23 protein-coding genes are annotated in these 20472 nt (G+C 43.8%); 22 read left to right on the plus strand and 1 reads right to left on the minus strand.

What is annotated here, in order from left to right:
• Positions 1 to 60 precede the first annotated feature (60 nt).
• Entirely contained in the window at positions 61 to 1464 is a 1404-nt protein-coding gene (gene dnaA, locus AACW06_RS09650) for a chromosomal replication initiator protein DnaA (protein ID WP_053308874.1), read from the minus strand.
• Between the two features lie 308 nt (positions 1465 to 1772).
• Between dnaA and AACW06_RS09655 the strand changes: the two genes are divergently transcribed.
• The 22 genes from AACW06_RS09655 (at position 1773) to AACW06_RS09760 (ending at position 20385) form a co-directional block, all read left to right on the plus strand.
• Complete coding sequence (locus AACW06_RS09655) at positions 1773 to 2522, plus strand: amino acid ABC transporter substrate-binding protein (RefSeq protein ID WP_168523843.1); 750 nt, start codon at positions 1773 to 1775, stop codon at positions 2520 to 2522.
• A 67-nt stretch (positions 2523 to 2589) separates the two neighbouring features.
• The gene (locus AACW06_RS09660) at positions 2590 to 3261 is read left to right on the plus strand and encodes an amino acid ABC transporter permease (RefSeq protein ID WP_192074901.1); all 672 of its coding nucleotides are present in this window, start codon (positions 2590 to 2592) and stop codon (positions 3259 to 3261) included.
• Positions 3258 to 3995 carry an amino acid ABC transporter ATP-binding protein gene (locus AACW06_RS09665; protein WP_053308871.1) on the plus strand — a complete coding sequence of 246 codons (738 nt, stop codon included), beginning with the start codon at positions 3258 to 3260 and terminating at the stop codon, positions 3993 to 3995. Before AACW06_RS09660 ends, AACW06_RS09665 begins: the two co-directional genes overlap by 4 nt.
• Positions 3996 to 4201: 206 nt before the next feature.
• Positions 4202 to 4339, plus strand: a complete 138-nt coding sequence (gene rpmH, locus AACW06_RS09670) for a 50S ribosomal protein L34 (RefSeq protein WP_010319951.1) — start codon at positions 4202 to 4204, stop codon at positions 4337 to 4339.
• Between the two features lie 12 nt (positions 4340 to 4351).
• Complete coding sequence (rnpA, locus tag AACW06_RS09675; RefSeq protein WP_080996273.1) at positions 4352 to 4708, plus strand: ribonuclease P protein component; 357 nt, start codon at positions 4352 to 4354, stop codon at positions 4706 to 4708.
• Positions 4675 to 4935: a membrane protein insertion efficiency factor YidD gene (gene yidD, locus AACW06_RS09680; RefSeq protein ID WP_080996272.1), complete on the plus strand. Its 261-nt coding sequence runs from the start codon at positions 4675 to 4677 to the stop codon at positions 4933 to 4935. The genes rnpA and yidD overlap by 34 nt, the downstream gene beginning before the upstream one ends.
• Before the next feature lie 2 nt (positions 4936 to 4937).
• On the plus strand, positions 4938 to 6557 hold the full coding sequence (yidC, locus tag AACW06_RS09685; protein ID WP_192074902.1) for a membrane protein insertase YidC: 1620 nt from the start codon (positions 4938 to 4940) through the stop codon (positions 6555 to 6557).
• A gap of 113 nt (positions 6558 to 6670) precedes the next feature.
• On the plus strand, positions 6671 to 8032 hold the full coding sequence (gene mnmE / locus AACW06_RS09690; protein ID WP_192074903.1) for a tRNA uridine-5-carboxymethylaminomethyl(34) synthesis GTPase MnmE: 1362 nt from the start codon (positions 6671 to 6673) through the stop codon (positions 8030 to 8032).
• Between the two features lie 43 nt (positions 8033 to 8075).
• Positions 8076 to 8510 (plus strand): FMN-binding protein MioC, encoded by a 435-nt coding sequence (gene mioC, locus AACW06_RS09695; RefSeq protein WP_192074904.1) that lies wholly within the window; start codon positions 8076 to 8078, stop codon positions 8508 to 8510.
• Positions 8511 to 8991: 481 nt separating this feature from the next.
• Positions 8992 to 10890, plus strand: a complete 1899-nt coding sequence (mnmG, locus tag AACW06_RS09700; RefSeq protein WP_192074905.1) for a tRNA uridine-5-carboxymethylaminomethyl(34) synthesis enzyme MnmG — start codon at positions 8992 to 8994, stop codon at positions 10888 to 10890.
• A complete protein-coding gene (gene rsmG / locus AACW06_RS09705; RefSeq protein ID WP_192074906.1) occupies positions 10887 to 11519 on the plus strand; it encodes a 16S rRNA (guanine(527)-N(7))-methyltransferase RsmG in 633 nt (210 codons plus the stop codon). Before mnmG ends, rsmG begins: the two co-directional genes overlap by 4 nt.
• A gap of 15 nt (positions 11520 to 11534) precedes the next feature.
• Positions 11535 to 12308, plus strand: coding sequence for a ParA family protein (locus tag AACW06_RS09710; RefSeq protein WP_053308864.1), 774 nt, complete (start codon positions 11535 to 11537; stop codon positions 12306 to 12308).
• 24 nt (positions 12309 to 12332) lie between these two features.
• Entirely contained in the window at positions 12333 to 13214 is an 882-nt protein-coding gene (locus tag AACW06_RS09715) for a ParB/RepB/Spo0J family partition protein (RefSeq protein WP_192074907.1), read from the plus strand.
• Between the two features lie 189 nt (positions 13215 to 13403).
• Positions 13404 to 13793, plus strand: coding sequence for a F0F1 ATP synthase subunit I (locus AACW06_RS09720; RefSeq protein WP_053308862.1), 390 nt, complete (start codon positions 13404 to 13406; stop codon positions 13791 to 13793).
• An 8-nt stretch (positions 13794 to 13801) separates the two neighbouring features.
• The gene (atpB, locus tag AACW06_RS09725; protein WP_053308861.1) at positions 13802 to 14632 is read left to right on the plus strand and encodes a F0F1 ATP synthase subunit A; all 831 of its coding nucleotides are present in this window, start codon (positions 13802 to 13804) and stop codon (positions 14630 to 14632) included.
• Between the two features lie 56 nt (positions 14633 to 14688).
• Positions 14689 to 14943, plus strand: coding sequence for a F0F1 ATP synthase subunit C (gene atpE, locus AACW06_RS09730; protein ID WP_053308860.1), 255 nt, complete (start codon positions 14689 to 14691; stop codon positions 14941 to 14943).
• Positions 14944 to 15019: 76 nt separating this feature from the next.
• Positions 15020 to 15490 (plus strand): F0F1 ATP synthase subunit B, encoded by a 471-nt coding sequence (atpF, locus tag AACW06_RS09735; RefSeq protein WP_168523861.1) that lies wholly within the window; start codon positions 15020 to 15022, stop codon positions 15488 to 15490.
• 14 nt (positions 15491 to 15504) lie between these two features.
• On the plus strand, positions 15505 to 16038 hold the full coding sequence (gene atpH / locus AACW06_RS09740; protein ID WP_053308858.1) for a F0F1 ATP synthase subunit delta: 534 nt from the start codon (positions 15505 to 15507) through the stop codon (positions 16036 to 16038).
• A 13-nt stretch (positions 16039 to 16051) separates the two neighbouring features.
• Positions 16052 to 17593: a F0F1 ATP synthase subunit alpha gene (gene atpA, locus AACW06_RS09745; RefSeq protein ID WP_168523862.1), complete on the plus strand. Its 1542-nt coding sequence runs from the start codon at positions 16052 to 16054 to the stop codon at positions 17591 to 17593.
• Positions 17594 to 17636: 43 nt separating this feature from the next.
• Positions 17637 to 18506, plus strand: a complete 870-nt coding sequence (atpG, locus tag AACW06_RS09750; RefSeq protein WP_053308856.1) for a F0F1 ATP synthase subunit gamma — start codon at positions 17637 to 17639, stop codon at positions 18504 to 18506.
• A gap of 34 nt (positions 18507 to 18540) precedes the next feature.
• Positions 18541 to 19944, plus strand: a complete 1404-nt coding sequence (gene atpD, locus AACW06_RS09755; RefSeq protein ID WP_168523863.1) for a F0F1 ATP synthase subunit beta — start codon at positions 18541 to 18543, stop codon at positions 19942 to 19944.
• A gap of 18 nt (positions 19945 to 19962) precedes the next feature.
• Entirely contained in the window at positions 19963 to 20385 is a 423-nt protein-coding gene (locus AACW06_RS09760) for a F0F1 ATP synthase subunit epsilon (protein ID WP_053308854.1), read from the plus strand.
• Positions 20386 to 20472: the final 87 nt, after the last annotated feature.

Raw genomic sequence — 20472 nt, forward strand, 5'->3', positions numbered from 1 at the left:
GATGTTATCGGGCGATACCCAGACTGTGGGTAAAAATAGCTTATATCTGCAGCTTGTACATCAAGAAGAAAGCGTACGAATCAAATTCGAGTAATCTTCTTTAATGTCATGACTCTCTTCACGCAACTGCTGTATTTTACGGCAAGCATGCAGCACTGTGGTATGGTCTCGACCACCAAATGCATCACCAATTTCAGGTAAGCTGTGGTTGGTGAGTTCTTTTGCGAGTGCCATCGCTAATTGACGAGGACGTGCTACGGAACGAGAGCGGCGTTTAGAAAGCAGATCCGCGACTTTGATTTTGTAATATTCCGCCACAGTCTTTTGAATATTGTCTATGGTGACTAATTTTTCTTGTAACGCCAGTAGATCACGCAGTGCTTCACGAACAAAATCAATCGTAATAGGACGACCTGTGAAGTTAGCGTTAGCAATAACGCGGTTCAAAGCACCTTCTAGCTCACGAACATTAGAACGCAGACGTTTTGCAATAAAGAAAGCCACTTCATCGGCTAGATGAATTTGGTGATCTTCAGCCTTCTTCATTAAAATCGCGACTCGCGTTTCAAGCTCTGGTGGCTCAATGGCAACCGTTAGACCCCACCCAAAGCGCGATTTAAGGCGATCTTCCACACCGTTAATCTCTTTTGGATAGCGGTCGGAAGTAAGAATGATTTGTTGGTTGCCTTCTAATAGCGCATTGAAAGTATGGAAAAACTCTTCTTGAGAACGCTCTTTATTAGCAAAAAATTGAATGTCATCGATCAATAACGCATCAACACTACGGTAATAGCGTTTGAATTCTTCAATTGCATTATTTTGTAATGCTTTAACCATATCTTGCACAAAACGCTCTGAGTGCATGTAGATCACTTTTGCATTCGGATTGTTATCGACAATCGCATTGCCGACTGCGTGCAATAAGTGCGTTTTACCAAGGCCAGTGCCACCGTACAAAAATAGTGGATTATAAGCAGCTCCAGGGTTATCTGACACTTGACGCGCAGCAGCCAAACCCAGTTGGTTTGATTTACCTTCAACAAAGTTATTGAACTTGTGCTTAGGGTTAACGTTTGAACGGTGGTTGATATCTGCCACCACTGTATCGTTTTCCCAAGTTCGGTGCACTGGCTTGCGCGCTTGCAATTGCGCCGGAGCTGACGACTCGGCCGCAACATCGGCAGGCGTACGTACAGGCGCTGTTTTTGGCGCGCTGACTCGACGACTGCCCACTTCAAAACGCAAGCTTGGAGTATCGTTGCCACAATGCTCCTGCAATAAACGGTTAATGCTATTGATGTACTTATCACGCACCCAATCCAACACAAAACGGTTTGGGGCAAACAAAGTGAGAGTATTGTCATTAAGTTCCGCTTGTAACGGACGTACCCACATACTGAATTCTGCTGCAGGTAATTCTTCTTGAAGCTGTTGCAAACATTGCAACCATAGCGAAGATGACACGGTGCTCTCACTCTAAGTAAATGATCGAAAAGACTGGCGATTTTACCTGTTGATAACCAAGATCGCCAGCAATTGATCGAGGATCCAGTGAATAAGATCTAAGTTATTCACACAATTTAGGCTTGATTTTTGTAGATCTTCACAACTAACCTCTATTTTACCCACATAATGATCCACATATACAAAGATCAGTGTTAGTTATCCCCATTTTGCGATTACCTTCGGTTATGGCTAATAACAACTGGTTATTTATTCTATTGTGTCATTTACCAGTAACATCCTGCTCTATAAATATAAGGAGTCACAAGATGAAAAACTGGATTAAAATCGCGATAGCTGCAATTGCGCTATCGACAGCAACCGTACAAGCCGCCACTGAAATTAAAGTCGGTATGTCAGGTCGTTATTTCCCTTTCACTTTCGTAGAAAAAGACAAACTACAAGGCTTTGAAGTGGATGTATGGGATGAAATAGGTAAACGTAACGACTACCAAGTCGAATATGTTACATCAAGTTTTTCTGGGCTGTTTGGTTTACTCGAAACGGGACGAATTGATACCATTTCAAACCAAATCACCATCACGGATGCTCGCAAAGCGAAATATCTATTTGCAGACCCTTATGTGATTGATGGTGCTCAAATTACAGTGCGTAAAGGTAATGACAGCATTCAGGGCATTGAAGATTTAGCTGGCAAAACTGTCGCGGTGAATTTGGGTTCGAACTTTGAACAACTACTTCGCAGCTATGACAAAGAGAATAAAATCAATATCAAAACCTACGATACAGGTATTGAGCATGATGTTGCGCTTGGCCGTTCTGATGCGTTTGTGATGGATCGTTTGTCAGCACTTGAGCTGATTAAAAAAACTGGTTTACCGCTACAACTAGCAGGCAAACCTTTTGAAACCATTGAAAATGCTTGGCCATTCGTCAACAACGAAAAAGGTCAAAAGTTGCAATCTGAAGTGAACAAAGCATTAGCATCAATGCGTGCTGATGGCACTCTAAGTAACATTTCTGAAAAATGGTTCGGTGCTGATATCACCAACAAATAAGTCAGCATATCTTATATGGAGGTGGAATGGTTCATTCCACCTTTTCTTTTTATCTAAAGGTAAGTGCATGGGATTTGATTTTAACTACATGCTGGAGTTGATACCGATACTGCTCAAGTATTTAAGCACCACAATGGAAATGGCAAGCTGGGGCCTAGTCTTTGCTCTGATTTTATCGGTCATTTTAGCCAATATTCGAGTGTTTAAAGTTCCGATTTTAAACCCATTAAGCCAGCTATATATCAGTTTTTTCCGTGGTACGCCTTTGCTGGTTCAACTATTTCTGCTGTATTACGGTCTACCGCAAGTCTTTCCTTTCATGGTCGGATTAAACGCCTTTAGCGCTGCGGTGATTGGTTTAACCTTACACTTTGCCGCATACATGGCCGAAAGTATTCGTGCCGCGATTATCGGCATTGACCGCAGTCAAATGGAAGCAAGCTTGTCGGTGGGAATGACCACCAGCCAAGCCATGCGTCGTATTATTTTGCCGCAAGCAACACGTGTTGCTCTGCCTTCGTTGATGAACTATTTCATCGACATGATCAAATCCACCTCGCTTGCTTTTACTTTAGGTGTGGCGGAAATAATGGCAAAAGCGCAAATGGAAGCTTCTTCAAGTTTTCGCTTTTTTGAAGCTTTCTTAGCTGTCGCATTAATTTATTGGGCTGTAGTGGTGATACTCACCCGCATCCAGATTTGGGCTGAAGAGAAACTCAATAAGGCGTATGTACGATGATCAAACTTGAAAACATTCATAAGCGTTTTGGGGAAACCGAGGTACTAAAAGGAATTAATCTCTCTATTGAGCAAGGTGAGATCATCGTCATTATCGGTTCTAGTGGAACTGGGAAATCAACCTTACTGCGCTGCGTAAATTTTTTAGAGCAAGCTGATCAAGGCAAGATAACCATTGATGATGTGACCGTCGACAGCCAAAAACCGACCAAAGCCGAGGTGCTTGCTCTGCGCCGCAAAACTGGGTTCGTCTTCCAAAACTACGCCCTATTTGCTCATATGACCGCCAGACAAAATATTGCCGAAGGGCTAATAACTGTGCGAGGTTGGAAAAAGGATCAAGCTTTAGCTCGTGCACAACAAATTTTGGATGACATTGGTCTGAGTGATAAAGGCGATAGTTATCCTGCCGCGCTTTCCGGTGGACAGCAGCAACGTGTAGGTATTGGCAGAGCAATGGCGCTACAACCAGAATTGCTATTATTTGATGAGCCAACGTCTGCTCTTGATCCTGAATGGGTCGGCGAAGTACTTGCTTTAATGAAGAAATTAGCAACACAGCATCAAACTATGCTGGTGGTGACTCATGAAATGCAATTTGCTAAAGAGGTCGCGGATCGCGTGATATTCATGGCAAATGGCCACATTGTAGAACAAGGTTCTCCACAGGATATCTTCGATAATCCACAAGATCCTAAACTCAAGAAATTTTTAAATCAGGTCGGGATCGACTAAGGATCCTTGTGCTTTTAAGGAGACTGCGTATAATCGCCCGACCGGAATTTTAGTAAACCCAATCGTTGACACTTATTGTGACAGTGATTACAATTCCGCCTCTTTGTTGAGAGGCGTCGGATTCCTTTCTTTATATAAAGAAGAGAAATAGGCCCACGCCGGGTTTCATTGAACCTAAAAACTACTGATCAGTAAGGTAATTACACATGTCTAAACGCACTTTTCAACCTACCGTTCTAAAGCGCAAGCGTACTCACGGCTTCCGTGCACGCATGGCAACTAAGAATGGCCGTAAGGTTATTAATGCACGTCGTGCTAAAGGCCGTGCGCGCCTGTCAAAATAATTCGCGATTATTTTGAATACGTACGCGTTCAATCGGGAGTTACGTTTGTTAACTCCCGAGCATTATAAAAAAGTCTTTCAGCAAGCGCATAGCGCAGGCTCCCCCCATTTCACAATTATTGCTCGCGAAAATTCTCTCTCTCATCCAAGATTGGGACTAGCCGTTCCGAAAAAACAGATCAAAACCGCTGTTGGTCGTAACCGCTTCAAGCGTCTCGCTCGCGAAAGTTTTCGCAACAAACAACATCAACTTCCAAATAAAGATTTTGTTGTCATTGCTAAAAAGAGCGCGCAAGATTTAAGCAATGAAGAAATGTTCAAACTATTAGATAAATTATGGCATCGCCTGTCTCGCCCTTCACGTGGTTAGCAATCGGATTCGTCCGTCTTTATCAAGGAATCATTAGTCCTCTCCTTGGACCACGCTGTCGTTTTACTCCAACCTGCTCTACATATGCGATAGAAGCGTTGAAAGGTCACGGTTTTGTAAAAGGGTGTTGGTTATCAGGCAAACGTCTATTAAAATGCCACCCTTTGAATGAAGGGGGTTTTGACCCCGTTCCACCACCAGTCCAAACACAAGACAGAGATAAATAACGATGGATTCTCAACGTAATATCCTGTTAATCGCCTTGGCATTGGTTTCTTTTTTACTTTTCCAGCAATGGCAAGTAGCTAAGAACCCAGCACCTCAAGCGGTTGAGCAGGCACAAAATAGCAGTACTTTACCTGCACCATCTATTGCTGATGAGTTAGACCCAACACCTACACAGAATGTGTCGGCAAAAACTATCACCGTCACGACTGATGTACTGAGTCTGTCAATTGACACAGTTGGTGGTGATGTAGTTTCAGCTGAACTAAATCAGTACAACGCTGAACTTGATTCAGAAGACTCGTTTGTTCTACTTAAAAATATTCCTGGTCACCAATTTATCGCGCAAAGTGGTTTAGTGGGTCCTCAAGGTATCGATTTAAGCAGCAACAATCGTCCAAACTATGCAGTTAGTGCTGACAGTTTTTCCCTAGCTGACGGTCAAGACGAACTGCGTATTCCAATGACGTATCAAGCTAATGGCCTTGAATACACCAAAACATTCATCCTTAAACGTGGTAGCTACGCGTTAGATGTTGAATTTGATGTACTCAACAAGTCAGGTAACAATGCGACACTAGGTATGTATGCTCACTTACGTCAAAATCTATTAGACGCTGGTGGCAGCCTAGCAATGCCAACTTACCGTGGTGGTGCTTATTCAACAGAAGAAACACGCTACAAAAAATACAGCTTCGACGATATGCAAGAGCGCAACCTATCTCTTCCATTAGCCAATGGACAAGGTTGGGCGGCGATGATCCAACACTACTTTGCAACGGCGTGGATCCCACGTAACGAGGCAGGTTCAAATCTGTACACTCGTGTGATCGGCAATTTAGGTGATATCGGCGTACGTATGCCAAACAAAACCATCGCAGATGGTGACAAAGCGACGTTTTTAGCAACCCTGTGGGTTGGTCCAAAACTGCAAGATGAAATGGCTGAGGTTGCACCTAACCTTGACCTAGTGGTTGACTACGGTTGGCTCTGGTTTATTGCTAAACCACTGCACATGCTACTTTCATTTATTCAAAGCTTTGTGGGCAACTGGGGTGTGGCAATCATCTGCTTAACCTTCATCGTTCGTGGTGCAATGTACCCACTAACCAAAGCACAATACACTTCAATGGCTAAAATGCGCATGCTGCAACCTAAACTGCAAGCAATGCGCGAGCGTATCGGCGATGACCGCCAACGCATGAGCCAAGAGATGATGGAACTGTACAAAAAAGAGAAAGTAAATCCACTCGGTGGTTGTTTACCTATCTTCCTACAGATGCCAATCTTCATTGCGCTTTACTGGTCATTAATGGAATCTGTTGAACTGCGTCATTCACCATTCTTTGGTTGGATTCATGACCTTTCAGCACAAGACCCATACTACATCTTGCCATTATTGATGGGTGTAAGTATGTTTATGATCCAGAAGATGAGCCCAACAACGGTAACAGATCCGATGCAGCAGAAGATCATGACCTTTATGCCGGTTATGTTTACGTTCTTCTTCTTGTTCTTCCCATCAGGCCTTGTTATCTACTGGTTGGTATCGAACATCGTAACTTTGATTCAACAAACTTTGATTTACAAAGCGTTGGAGAAAAAAGGCTTACATTCTAAGTAGTCACTGATTGATGAAGTAAGACCGAACAAATTGAACAAAGGCGGCCAAAAGGTCGCCTTTTTGTTTTTGGCTGATTACAATTGCGCTAATCCAATCCTATTTTAGGTACAGTTATGTCTACAGATACCATTATCGCCCAAGCAACAGCCCCTGGCAGAGGTGGCGTGGGCATTATTCGCGTATCCGGCCCTCAAGCGGCCCAAGTGGCACTTGAAGTCACAGGTAAAACGCTAAAGCCTCGCTACGCTGAATATTTGCCGTTTAAACATCAAGATGGCAGCGAGCTTGACCAAGGCATCGCGCTCTATTTTCCTAACCCTCACTCTTTCACCGGCGAAGATGTCCTAGAACTACAAGGACACGGTGGTCCTGTGGTGATGGATATGCTAATCAAACGCATTTTGGCTATTCGTGGCGTGCGTGCAGCTCGCCCTGGTGAATTCTCTGAGCGTGCCTTTTTAAACGATAAAATGGACCTTACTCAGGCTGAAGCAATTGCAGACTTGATCGACGCAAGTTCTGAAGAAGCGGCAAAGTCAGCTCTCCAGTCGCTGCAGGGGCAATTCTCAAAACGCATTCATACTTTGGTTGAATCTCTCATTCACCTTCGTATTTATGTTGAAGCGGCGATTGATTTTCCAGAAGAAGAGATCGATTTTCTTGCTGATGGCAAAGTCGCAGGTGATCTACAAACCATCATCGATAACCTAGCGGCTGTGCGTAAAGAAGCCAACCAAGGCGCAATTATGCGTGAAGGTATGAAAGTGGTTATTGCTGGTCGTCCTAATGCGGGTAAATCAAGTTTACTTAATGCCTTGTCAGGCAAAGACTCGGCAATCGTCACCGACATCGCAGGAACAACACGTGACGTACTGAGAGAGCATATCCATATCGATGGTATGCCACTGCACATTATCGATACCGCAGGCCTACGCGAAGCCTCAGACGAAGTCGAAAAAATCGGCATTGAACGCGCTTGGGATGAAATAACTCAAGCTGATCGCGTGCTATTTATGGTCGATGGTACAACCACAGATGCAACCGATCCGAAAGATATTTGGCCTGATTTTGTTGATCGCTTACCAGACAACATCGGTATGACAGTGATCCGCAATAAAGTCGATCAAACCAAAGAAGAATTAGGTATTTGTCACGTGAACTCACCAACGCTTATCCGCTTGTCAGCGAAGACTGGTGGAGGTGTTGATGCACTGCGTACCCACTTAAAAGAGTGCATGGGCTTTGCAGGTGGCAATGAAGGCGGTTTTATGGCTCGTCGTCGACATCTCGATGCCTTAGAGCGTGCTGCGGAACACCTTAGTATTGGTCAGCAACAACTTGAAGGTTATATGGCTGGTGAAATCCTAGCGGAAGAGTTGCGTTTATCGCAACAGCATTTAAATGAAATTACCGGTGAATTTAGTTCAGATGACTTACTTGGCCGCATTTTTTCTTCGTTCTGTATTGGTAAATAATCACAAATAGGGCTTCATTCCCTATTCGATAAAAGGCAATATTATGATCCATATAATTACAGGTAGTACATTAGGTGGTGCCGAATACGTGGGAGATCATCTTAACGATCTGCTACAAGAGCAAGGTTATACCACAACTATCCACAACCAACCTAAGCTGGATGATATCCCTGCTCAAGACATATGGTTGATCGTCACATCTACTCACGGTGCGGGAGACTATCCCGATAATATCCAACCTTTTATTGCTGCTCTTCAAACAACACCACCTAATACCAGCGCATTGAAATACGCGGTAGTGGCCATTGGCGATTCAAGCTACGACACGTTCTGCGCCGCTGGTAAGCATGCATTTGAACTGCTGGAAGATATCGGAGCCACTCCGCTCACTGATTGCCTCACTATTGATACGTTAGAATATCCAGTTCCAGAAGACGCGGCTGAAGCGTGGTTGAAGCAACATATCGAACGATTCTAATCTTAATCTCTGTTGAGAAAGCGGCTGACTAGCCGCTTTTTTTATATCTATGCAGATGTGAATAACTTTAAGCAAAACACCTAAAATCATTTAGTACATAAATCAAGCAATCTAATGTGTATAACTATACTCTTATCCGGTGATCAACCTATAGTTATCCCAATAATAACTTATGCATTACACAGAGGATGTGTATAAGTGTCTGTTTTGATCCCAGGTAATACCGAGGTAGATCATGTTAAGATCACAGTTTACGATCCTATTAAGATCCATGATCTTGTTGATCATTTATTAGTTATCCACAGAAAAGCATGATCCTAATAATAGATCTAATAAAAGATCTCTATATAGATCTTATATATTATTAACTTATCAAGCCTTTAATTAAAAAGTCAGAAAGCGATTTTCTAGGCAAAGGAAAGAAGGTAGAATACGCCTCTTTTGTCAGTCCATACCTTCATTGAATACCTAAGGTCGGTGCATGCTTTATCACGAAAAATTTGACGTCATTGTGGTCGGTGGTGGCCACGCAGGAACGGAAGCCGCTCTCGCAGCAGCTCGTACTGGTCAAAGTACGTTATTGCTTACTCACAACATAGATACGCTAGGTCAAATGTCTTGTAACCCAGCCATTGGCGGTATCGGTAAAGGGCACCTAGTCAAAGAAGTCGATGCCATGGGTGGCCTTATGGCTCAAGCGATTGATCATGCAGGTATTCAATTTAGAACGCTAAACGCCTCAAAAGGCCCAGCGGTTAGAGCTACTCGCGCGCAGGCTGATCGCGCTCTGTACAAAGCGTATGTGCGTGATGTTCTTGAAAACACTCCCAACTTAACTTTGTTTCAGCAAGCTGTAGATGATCTTCTCGTTGAGAATGATCATGTGGTGGGTGTCGTTACTCAAATGGGCCTCAAATTCCACGCTAAAGCCGTTGTATTGACCGTTGGGACTTTCCTTGGAGGAAAGATCCATATTGGGTTGGAAAACTTCTCAGGAGGCCGCGCAGGCGATCCTCCATCGATCGCACTGGCTGATCGTCTACGAGAATTACCTTTCAGAGTTGATCGTTTAAAAACAGGGACCCCACCACGCATTGATGCACGCAGCGTTGACTTTTCTGTTTTAGAAACTCAACACGGCGACAACCCAACACCAGTATTTTCATTTATGGGCCAGCGTAGTCACCACCCGCGTCAGATCCCGTGTTACATCACACACACCAATGAAAAAACACATGATGTGATCCGTGCCAATTTAGATCGCAGCCCAATGTATGCTGGGGTTATTGAAGGTATCGGACCTCGTTATTGCCCATCGATTGAAGATAAAGTGATGCGCTTTGCTGACAAAAATAGTCATCAGATCTTTATCGAACCGGAAGGCTTAACTACAACCGAATTATATCCAAACGGCATCTCCACCAGCTTACCGTTTGATGTACAAATACAGATTGTTCGTTCAATGAAAGGCTTCGAAAACGCGCATATTGTTCGTCCGGGCTACGCAATTGAGTACGATTTCTTTGACCCACGCGATCTCAAACAAACCTATGAAACTAAATTTATGAATGGGTTGTTTTTTGCTGGTCAAATTAATGGCACTACCGGCTATGAAGAAGCTGCAGCACAAGGCTTGATGGCCGGATTAAACGCAAGTTTATATAGCCAAGACAAAGAAGGTTGGAGCCCACGCCGTGATCAAGCCTACATGGGTGTGTTGATTGATGATCTTTCAACTATGGGTACCAAAGAACCTTACCGTATGTTTACTTCACGTGCGGAATATCGCTTGCTATTACGTGAAGACAACGCCGATTTACGTTTAACAGAACAAGCTCGAGAGTTTGGTTTGGTTGATGATGCTCGTTGGGCTCGTTTTAACCAAAAAATCGAAAATATGGAACTAGAGCGCCAACGCTTGAAAGAAACGTGGATGAATCCAAACTCAGTCGGTATCAACGAACTGAATACACTTTTGAAAACGCCAATGTCGCGTGAAGCGAGTGGTGAGGATCTATTGCGCCGCCCTGAGATCACATACCAACAACTGACTTCTCTTGAAGCTTTTGCGCCAGCTCTTGAGGATCTTCAAGCGGCAGAGCAAGTTGAAATTCAGGTTAAATACGAAGGCTATATCCAACGACAGCAAGATGAGATCAATAAATCTTTGCGTCATGAGCACACCAAATTGCCGCTAGATTTGGATTACAAGCAAGTCAAAGGGCTGTCGAATGAAGTCATTCTTAAACTGAATACCGCACAGCCTGAAACCGTTGGTATCGCTTCTCGAATTTCTGGTATTACGCCTGCTGCTATCTCTATCCTATTGGTTTATTTGAAGAAGCAAGGTGTTCTTAAAAAAGGAGATGATGCGGCATGAGTGAATTAAGAACGCGTCTGGATCAACTCGTTAGCCAAACCGATCTCGAAGTCAACGAACAACAACGCAACCAACTCGTTGGTTATGTTGAAATGTTGGATAAGTGGAACAAGGCTTACAATCTCACTTCTGTGCGTAACCCGATGGATATGCTTGTGAAACATATCCTAGATAGTATAGTGGTAAGTCCTCACTTACAGGGTGAGCGTTTTATTGATGTTGGCACAGGTCCTGGTTTACCGGGTATCCCTCTTGCAATCATGAACCCAGATAAAACATTTTTCTTACTCGATAGTTTGGGCAAACGCATTCGTTTTATTAAACAAGTTCTTCATGAGCTTGGTATTAAAAATGTGACTACAATCCAAAGTCGAGTAGAAGAGTTCCAGCCTGAAGTAAAATTTGATGGCGTACTTAGCCGTGCATTTGCTTCAATGCTGGACATGGTCGAATGGTGTCATCATTTGCCAAAAGAACAAACGGGCCTATTTTTAGCCCTGAAAGGACAACTGCCAGAAGAAGAAATAGCCACACTACCAGAGTGGTGTTCTGTGACCGATGTCAAAGGTTTGAAAGTTCCAGAGTTGGAAGGTGACCGTCATCTTGTAATCTTATCTCGCAAGGGATAACAGCGAGGCATATTTGTGGGCAAAATCGTAGCTATCGCCAACCAGAAAGGTGGCGTTGGAAAAACAACAACGTGTATCAATTTAGCGGCGTCTATGGCGGCGACTAAACGCAAAGTATTGGTGATTGATCTCGATCCACAAGGTAATGCAACAATGGCAAGTGGGGTTGATAAGTATCAAGTTGATGCGACAGCCTACGAGTTATTGGTTGAAGATACACCATTTGATGATGTCGTCTGTCGCAAGACAACTGGTCATTATGATTTGATCGCAGCCAATGGCGATGTGACTGCTGCTGAAATTAAGCTAATGGAAGTGTTTGCGCGTGAAGTTCGCTTGAAAAATGCGTTAGCACCAGTTCGTGATAACTATGATTTCATCTTTATCGATTGTCCTCCTTCCTTAAACCTTCTTACAATCAATGCCATGGCCGCAGCGGATTCTGTTTTAGTGCCTATGCAATGTGAGTATTTTGCATTAGAAGGTTTAACTGCGTTAATGGATACCATTAGTAAACTGGCTGCGGTGGTTAATGACAACCTCAAAATTGAAGGATTACTTCGTACCATGTACGATCCACGTAATCGCCTAGCTAATGAAGTCTCCGATCAACTGAAAAAGCACTTTGGTAATAAAGTCTACCGCACAGTTATTCCTCGTAATGTTCGTCTTGCTGAAGCGCCGAGTCATGGTAAACCAGCAATGTATTACGACAAGTATTCAGCTGGAGCTAAAGCCTATTTGGCACTAGCTGGTGAAATGCTTCGTCGAGAAGAAATACCTGCATAATATCACTTAAAGGAATTCGTCCTCATGTCTAAACGTGGTTTAGGAAAAGGATTGGACGCGCTGTTGGCGACCAGTTCTCTTGCCCGTGAAAAACAGCAAGCGGCTTCATACAGTCAGGCGCTATCTTCTGATGGTGAATTAATGGATATTGCCATCTCAAGTTTAAAACCTGGCATGTATCAACCGCGCAAAGATATGTCTCCGGATGCTTTAGAAGAGCTGGCTGCATCCATTCAATCACAAGGCATCATTCAGCCGATTGTTGTGAGAAATTTAGCTGCGGGTGGTTATGAAATTATTGCCGGTGAACGCCGCTGGCGTGCTGCAAAACAAGCGGGTTTAAGGCAAGTTCCTTGCTTGATAAAAAATGTTGATGATCGCGCTGCTATTGCGATGGCACTGATCGAAAACATTCAGCGTGAAGATCTGAATGTTATTGAAGAAGCGCAAGCACTTGAGCGCTTACAAGAAGAGTTTAAACTGACCCATCAACAAGTTGCCGATGTGATAGGTAAATCACGAGCGACCGTAAGTAACCTACTAAGGCTGAACCAGCTTGATGATGGTGTAAAACGTTTAGTTGAGTCGAAGCAATTAGAAATGGGCCATGCCCGTGCTCTTCTTATGCTTGAAGGTGAACAACAAACGGAAGTTGCTGAGCGCGTCGCTGAAAAGCAATTGACGGTTAGACAAACTGAACAATTAGTGAAAAAGTGCTTAACACAGACATCTGATCAAGAATTGCCCGCGGAAGACGCAGATGTACAACAAATGTCACAAAAATTAAGTGAAATGTTGGGGGCTAAAGTTTCAATTGTTCGCTCTAAGGGCGGTAAAGCCAAAGTGACGATTAGTCTTGATGAGCCTCACAAATTAGAGCAACTAATTGCCAAGCTTGAAAGCTAAATGAGATAATTGATTTAAATCAATTATGATAAAAAACATTTTTTATTTGAAAGTTGTCGGTTTGTAAACAAAATTGTAACTTTTTGCTGTGTTTCAATTGCAATCAGTTAGAGTGACCGTATAATTTTCGCCAATTTCCACTGCCCTATGTTGTAGATGAGCTGTGGACATTACTAGAGGTACGAATACATGGTAGCTGCGTTAGCTAGACCAGGACGAGAGCTTGCTAAGCAATTGTTAATGATCCAGTTTGGCGCGGTTATGGTTGTGGCAGCAGGGATGGCGGTAGCTGTAAATGCTGAATGGGGGCTTTCTGCGCTGGTTGGTGGTGGCATTTTTGTCATTGCGAATGCGGTTTTTGCGCTGTGTGCTTTTATGTTTAGTGGAGCTCGTGCTGCAAAGCAGATTGCGGCCTCTTTCTATACAGGCGAAGTACTCAAAATCCTTATCACAGTTGCACTGTTCTATGTTGCCTACATGTATATGCAGGTGGAACTTGTTCCCCTCAAACTAACCTATTTGCTGGCTCTAGGTATTAATATCTGTGCGCCAGTGCTATTCATTAACAACAAAAAATAGGATGAGTTATGGCTGCGCCAGGTGAAGCGCTAACATCGTCCGGATACATTGAGCACCACTTGACAAACCTGTCTCTTGCGAAGATTTCTGAGCATTACGATTTAGGTCTATCAATTAGTGAAACAAGTTTCTGGAACGTACATATCGATAGCCTGTTTTTTTCCTTGTTTACTGGCTTAATATTCTTATGGGTATTTCGTTCAGTATCAAAGAAAGCAACAGCGGGTGTACCAGGTAAGCTTCAGTGTTTTGTTGAAATGGTGGTGGAATTTGTCGATCAGAACGTCAAAGACACCTTTCATGGACGCAATCCACTTATAGCACCGCTGGCACTGACTATCTTTTGTTGGGTATTGTTGATGAACATCATGGATTTAATTCCAATTGATTTCTTACCGTATCCAGCAGAACATTGGCTTGGTATCCCTTATTTAAAAGTGGTTCCTTCTGCTGATGTGAATATCACCATGGCTATGGCTCTAGGCGTATTTGCGTTGATGATTTTCTACAGCATCAAAGTGAAAGGTCTAGGTGGTTTTGCGAAAGAATTGGCTTTACATCCATTCAATCACCCAATCATGATTCCGTTTAACCTACTGATTGAAGTCGTGTCGCTCTTAGCGAAACCTCTTTCTCTTGGTATGCGTTTATTCGGTAACATGTTCGCGGGTGAGGTTGTATTCATTCTTATCGCAGCGATGCTACCATGGTGGTTACAATGGATGGGTTCACTTCCGTGGGCTATTTTCCATATTCTGGTAATTCTGATTCAGGCTTTCGTGTTCATGATGTTGACTATCGTATATCTGTCAATGGCACACGAAGACAGTGATCATTAATTTTTTAAGCTTTTTATTTGGGCACATAAGCCAACAACTATAAATTGGAGATAGTAATGGAAACTTTACTGAGCTTTTCTGCAATCGCGGTAGGTATTATCGTCGGTCTTGCTTCTCTTGGTACAGCGATTGGTTTCGCAATTCTAGGTGGTAAATTCCTAGAAGGTGCAGCTCGTCAACCAGAAATGGCTCCTATGCTACAAGTTAAGATGTTCATCATCGCGGGTCTACTTGATGCGGTTCCAATGATCGGTATCGTAATCGCACTTCTATTTACTTTTGCGAACCCATTTGTTGGTCAACTAGGTTAATCAACCGATCACACAAATTAATAATTTGTCGTTGATTAATACTTTTCGTTGGTGAACAAATAGAGGGGTAGCTGTTGTGAATATGAACGCAACTCTGCTAGGTCAAGCAATCGCGTTTGCACTTTTTGTGTGGTTCTGCATGAAATATGTATGGCCGCCAATTATGCAAGCGATCGAAGAACGTCAGAAAAAAATTGCTGACGGTCTATCAGCCGCTGAGCGTGCTGCTAAAAACTTGGATCTAGCACAAGCCAACGCTTCTGAACAAATGAAAGAAGCGAAGCGCACTGCAACTGAGGTCATCGAACAGGCCAATAAACGTAAAGCTCAAATTCTAGATGAAGCACGTGAGGAAGCTCAGGCTGAACGCCAGAAAATCCTAACTCAAGCTGAAGCTGAACTTGAATCTGAACGTAATCGTGCCCGCGATGAGCTGCGTAAACAAGTTGCAACTCTGGCTATAGCTGGTGCTGAGAAAATCCTTGAGCGTTCAATCGATAAAGATGCGCACAAAGATATTCTCGACAACATTACTGCAAAACTTTAAGGATGGGGGCGCATATGTCTGATTTTATTACAATCGCACGCCCCTATGCTAAAGCAGCATTCGATTTTGCGGTGGAGAAAAAGCAGCTAAGCCAATGGGCTCAAATGCTTGCTTTTGCTGCCGAGGTCGCAAAGAACGATCAAATTAAAGAGTTATTAACTAGCTCTACCTCTGCTGAGAAATTAGCAGAAATTTTGAACGCAATTTGTGGCGATCAGTTTGATGTTCACGCCCAGAACCTGATTAAGGTGATGGCTGAGAACGGCCGATTAAAGGCCCTTCCTGATGTTTGTAACGAGTTTCTAGCCTTAAAACAGGAACATGAGAAAGAGATAGATGTTGATGTTATTTCAGCCACTGAACTTTCTGAGAAACAATGTGCAGATATCAGCAACAAACTTGAGCAGCGTCTTGAGCGCAAAGTTCAGCTGAATTGCAGTATAGATGAGACCCTACTTGGTGGGGTTATAATTCGAGCCGGAGACCTAGTCATCGATAACTCAGCTCGCGGTCGTTTAAACCGCCTGAGCGATGCATTGCAGTCTTGATGGGGATTGGAGCATGCAACTTAATTCCACGGAAATTAGCGATCTAATTAAACAACGTATCGAAGCTTTCGACGTTGTTAGTGAAGCTCGCAACGAAGGTACTATCGTATCGGTAAGCGATGGTATTCTTAGCATTCACGGCCTAGCGGACGTGATGCAAGGTGAAATGATTGAATTACCGGGTGGTCGTTACGCGCTAGCACTAAACTTGAACCGTGATTCGGTTGGTGCCGTTGTAATGGGCCCATATGCTGACCTTAAGGAAGGCATGAAAGTTACAGGTACTGGTCGTATTCTTGAAGTACCAGTTGGTCCTGAATTGCTTGGCCGTGTTGTTAACACGCTAGGTGAGCCTATTGATGGCAAAGGTCCAATTGAGGCGAAGTTGACTTCACCTGTAGAAGTAATTGCACCAGGCGTAATCGACCGTAAATCGGTAGATCAACCTGTACAAACTGGTTATAAGTCAGTTGACTCGATGATCCCAATCGGTCGTGGTCAGCGTGAGCTTATCATCGGTGACCGTCAAACTGGTAAAACAGCAATGGCGATCGATGCAATTATTAACCAGAAAAACTCTGGTATTTTCTCTATCTACGTAGCGATCGGTCAAAAAGCATCGACTATTGCTAACGTGGTTCGCAAACTTGAAGAACATGGCGCGCTAGCTAACACTATCGTCGTTGTTGCTTCTGCGGCAGAATCTGCGGCGCTGCAATATCTAGCACCATACTCAGGTTGTGCAATGGGTGAATACTTTCGTGATCGCGGTGAAGATGCACTGATTGTTTATGATGATCTATCTAAACAAGCGGTTGCGTACCGTCAGATCTCGCTACTACTAAAACGCCCACCTGGTCGTGAAGCGTTCCCTGGTGATGTTTTCTACCTTCACTCTCGTCTTCTAGAACGTGCAGCTCGCGTAAGCGAACACTACGTTGATGAATTTACGAAAGGTGAAGTGAAAGGTAAGACTGGTTCTTTAACTGCTCTTCCAATCATTGAAACTCAAGCGGGTGACGTATCTGCATTCGTACCGACTAACGTAATCTCGATTACCGATGGTCAGATCTTCCTACAAACTGAATTGTTCAACGCTGGCGTTCGCCCTGCTGTTGACCCTGGTATCTCAGTTTCTCGTGTAGGTGGTGCAGCGCAAACGAAAATCATCAAGAAGCTATCTGGCGGTATTCGTACTGCACTAGCACAATATCGTGAACTAGCGGCATTCGCACAGTTCTCGTCTGATCTTGATGAAGCAACTAAGCGTCAGCTAAACCATGGTCAAAAAGTAACAGAACTAATGAAGCAGAAGCAGTACGCTCCAATGTCTGTATTTGATCAAGCTGTGGTTGTTTTTGCTGTCGAGCGCGGCTACTTAAACGATGTTGAACTTAGTAAAGTTCTAGATTTTGAAGCGGCTCTACTATCGTATGCTCGCGGTCAATATGCTGATTTAGCAGCTGAGATCGACAAGACGGGTGCTTATAACGATGAAATTGAAGCTCAGTTGAAGAAACTGATGGACGATTTCAAAGCAACTCAAACTTGGTAATAGGTCGGTGGCAGTCTCTGCCACCAACTAATGGAGAGTAACGATGGCCGGCGCAAAAGAGATACGTAGTAAAATCGGCAGTGTTAAAAGCACTCAGAAGATTACGAAAGCGATGGAGATGGTAGCGACATCGAAGATGCGACGTTCGCAAGATTCTATGGAAGCTACTCGTCCTTACGCTGAGACAATTCGTAAAGTGATCGGTCATATGGCTAGCGCGAATCTAGAGTATCGTCATCCGTACCTAGAAGAGCGTGAAGCTAAGCGTGTTGGTTACATCATCGTTTCTACAGACCGTGGCCTATGTGGTGGTTTGAATATTAACTTATTCAAAAATGCGGTTGTAGAAATGCAAGGCTGGAAAGAGAAAGGTGCAGAAATTGAGCTAGCTGTTATCGGCTCAAAAGCGACTGCATTTTTTAATAACTCAGGAGCCAAGGTGGCAGCCCAAGTTTCAGGATTAGGTGATTATCCTAGTCTGGAAGACTTGATTGGTGCTGTCGGCGTGATGTTGAAAAAATATGACAATGGTGAGTTAGACCGCTTATACGTGGTGTTTAACCATTTTGTTAATACCATGGTTCAACAACCAACGATTGATCAATTATTGCCTTTGCCTAAATCAGACGACAAAGATATGCAGGAACGTAAGCATTCTTGGGACTATATCTACGAACCAGAACCTAAGCCTTTATTAGACGCACTATTGCTGCGCTATATCGAGTCTCAGGTTTACCAAGGTGTAGTAGAGAACCTTGCATGCGAACAAGCTGCTCGAATGGTTGCGATGAAGGCTGCTACAGATAACGCTAGTAACTTGATTGATGATCTTGAACTTGTGTACAACAAAGCCCGTCAGGCAGCGATTACACAAGAACTATCGGAAATCGTTTCAGGCGCAGCAGCGGTTTAAGCTTAGGTAAAACAAACAGTTTAGAGGATTAACGATGGCTACAGGTAAGATCGTACAGATCATCGGGGCAGTAGTCGACGTAGAGTTCCCACAGGGCGAAGTACCAAGTGTATATGACGCTCTAAACGTTACGGACTCAAAAGAGCGTCTCGTTCTTGAAGTTCAACAACAGCTAGGCGGTGGCGTAGTTCGTTGTATCGTAATGGGTAGCTCTGATGGTTTACGTCGTGGAGTAACAGTTGAAAACTCTGGTGCTCCAATCTCAGTACCAGTAGGTACTAAGACCCTAGGTCGTATCATGAACGTTCTTGGTGACGCGATTGATGAGCGTGGCGAGATCGGTGCAGAAGAGTTGTACTCAATTCACCGTCCTGCGCCTAGCTACGAAGAGCAAGCAAACGAAACTGCTCTTCTAGAAACGGGTGTAAAAGTAATCGACTTGATTTGTCCATTCGCTAAGGGTGGTAAAATCGGTCTATTCGGTGGTGCAGGTGTAGGTAAGACCGTTAACATGATGGAACTTATCAACAACATCGCGCTAAAACACTCTGGCCTATCCGTATTTGCGGGTGTAGGTGAGCGTACTCGTGAAGGTAACGATTTCTACTTTGAGATGCAGGAAGCGGGTGTTGTAAACATCGAAAAACCTGAAGAATCAAAAGTAGCAATGGTTTACGGTCAGATGAACGAGCCACCAGGTAACCGTTTACGTGTTGCACTGACTGGTCTTACAATGGCAGAACGCTTCCGTGACGAAGGTCGTGATGTACTTCTGTTTATTGATAACATCTACCGTTATACCTTGGCGGGAACCGAAGTTTCTGCACTGCTAGGTCGTATGCCTTCAGCGGTAGGTTACCAACCTACACTAGCTGAAGAAATGGGTGTGCTTCAGGAGCGTATCACGTCAACTAAGCAAGGTTCTATCACGTCTGTACAGGCGGTATACGTACCAGCGGATGACTTGACTGACCCGTCTCCAGCAACAACATTTGCGCACTTGGATGCAACGGTTGTACTTAACCGTAACATCGCTGCTATGGGTCTATACCCTGCGATCGACCCGCTAGATTCAACATCTCGCCAGCTTGATCCATTGGTTGTCGGTCAAGAGCACTACGATATTGCTCGTGGTGTTCAGCAGACGCTTCAGCGTTATAAAGAGCTGAAAGATATCATTGCGATCCTTGGTATGGACGAGCTGTCTGAAGGTGATAAGCAAGTTGTATCTCGTGCACGTAAGATTGAACGTTTCCTAACTCAGCCTTACCACGTAGCAGAAGTATTTACAGGTGACCCAGGTGTTTACGTATCTCTTAAAGAGACTTTACGTGGATTCAAAGGTCTTCTATCTGGTGAATACGATGACGTTCCTGAGCAAGCATTTATGTACTGCGGTACTATCGATGATGCTCTTGAGAATGCTAAGAAGCTATAAGGCTAACTAGGAGGCGATATGGCAGCAATAACCTTTCACCTAGACGTTGTAAGTGCTGAGAAGAAACTCTTCTCTGGCCAAGTTGAAACGTTTCAGGTGACCGGTAGCGAAGGTGAACTGGGTATTTTCCATGGTCACACACCGCTGCTGACCGCTATAAAGCCTGGTATGGTGCGTATCGTTAAACTACACGGCCACGAAGAAATTATTTATGTTTCTGGTGGTATTGTCGAAATTCAACCTGGTACAGCGACTGTACTGGCTGATACGGCAATCCGTGGTGAAGAGCTAGACGCAGCTAAGGCAGAAGAAGCCAAACGCAAAGCTGAAGAAAATATTTTGAATCAGCATGGCGACATGGACTTCGCGCAAGCGGCCAGTGAACTGGCTAAAGCCATTGCTCAGTTACGAGTTATCGAGCTGACAAAAAAACGTCGTTAATTTGTTTTAGAATTAAGACGTGATGAAAAAGGCGACCAATTGGTCGCCTTTTTGCTTATTATTTAACAGAAAAGTGCCCAGATAAAT

The sequence above is a fragment of the Vibrio sp. S12_S33 genome, from assembly GCF_963889785.1.
Lineage (GTDB): Bacteria > Pseudomonadota > Gammaproteobacteria > Enterobacterales > Vibrionaceae > Vibrio > Vibrio aestuarianus.

What these genes read in the sequence shown, in the direction of transcription:
- atpE (WP_053308860.1), top strand. Translation starts at nt 14,689, where the DNA reads ATGGAAACTTTACTGAGCTTTTCTGCAATCGCGGTAGGTATTATCGTC.
- mnmE (WP_192074903.1), top strand. Translation starts at nt 6,671, where the DNA reads ATGTCTACAGATACCATTATCGCCCAAGCAACAGCCCCTGGCAGAGGT.
- mnmG (WP_192074905.1), top strand. Translation starts at nt 8,992, where the DNA reads ATGCTTTATCACGAAAAATTTGACGTCATTGTGGTCGGTGGTGGCCAC.
- AACW06_RS09715 (WP_192074907.1), top strand. Translation starts at nt 12,333, where the DNA reads ATGTCTAAACGTGGTTTAGGAAAAGGATTGGACGCGCTGTTGGCGACC.
- atpA (WP_168523862.1), top strand. Translation starts at nt 16,052, where the DNA reads ATGCAACTTAATTCCACGGAAATTAGCGATCTAATTAAACAACGTATC.
- AACW06_RS09720 (WP_053308862.1), top strand. Translation starts at nt 13,404, where the DNA reads ATGGTAGCTGCGTTAGCTAGACCAGGACGAGAGCTTGCTAAGCAATTG.
- yidC (WP_192074902.1), top strand. Translation starts at nt 4,938, where the DNA reads ATGGATTCTCAACGTAATATCCTGTTAATCGCCTTGGCATTGGTTTCT.
- rsmG (WP_192074906.1), top strand. Translation starts at nt 10,887, where the DNA reads ATGAGTGAATTAAGAACGCGTCTGGATCAACTCGTTAGCCAAACCGAT.
- atpH (WP_053308858.1), top strand. Translation starts at nt 15,505, where the DNA reads ATGTCTGATTTTATTACAATCGCACGCCCCTATGCTAAAGCAGCATTC.
- atpD (WP_168523863.1), top strand. Translation starts at nt 18,541, where the DNA reads ATGGCTACAGGTAAGATCGTACAGATCATCGGGGCAGTAGTCGACGTA.
- rpmH (WP_010319951.1), top strand. Translation starts at nt 4,202, where the DNA reads ATGTCTAAACGCACTTTTCAACCTACCGTTCTAAAGCGCAAGCGTACT.
- yidD (WP_080996272.1), top strand. Translation starts at nt 4,675, where the DNA reads ATGGCATCGCCTGTCTCGCCCTTCACGTGGTTAGCAATCGGATTCGTC.
- AACW06_RS09760 (WP_053308854.1), top strand. Translation starts at nt 19,963, where the DNA reads ATGGCAGCAATAACCTTTCACCTAGACGTTGTAAGTGCTGAGAAGAAA.
- mioC (WP_192074904.1), top strand. Translation starts at nt 8,076, where the DNA reads ATGATCCATATAATTACAGGTAGTACATTAGGTGGTGCCGAATACGTG.
- AACW06_RS09665 (WP_053308871.1), top strand. Translation starts at nt 3,258, where the DNA reads ATGATCAAACTTGAAAACATTCATAAGCGTTTTGGGGAAACCGAGGTA.
- atpB (WP_053308861.1), top strand. Translation starts at nt 13,802, where the DNA reads ATGGCTGCGCCAGGTGAAGCGCTAACATCGTCCGGATACATTGAGCAC.
- AACW06_RS09660 (WP_192074901.1), top strand. Translation starts at nt 2,590, where the DNA reads ATGGGATTTGATTTTAACTACATGCTGGAGTTGATACCGATACTGCTC.
- atpG (WP_053308856.1), top strand. Translation starts at nt 17,637, where the DNA reads ATGGCCGGCGCAAAAGAGATACGTAGTAAAATCGGCAGTGTTAAAAGC.
- AACW06_RS09655 (WP_168523843.1), top strand. Translation starts at nt 1,773, where the DNA reads ATGAAAAACTGGATTAAAATCGCGATAGCTGCAATTGCGCTATCGACA.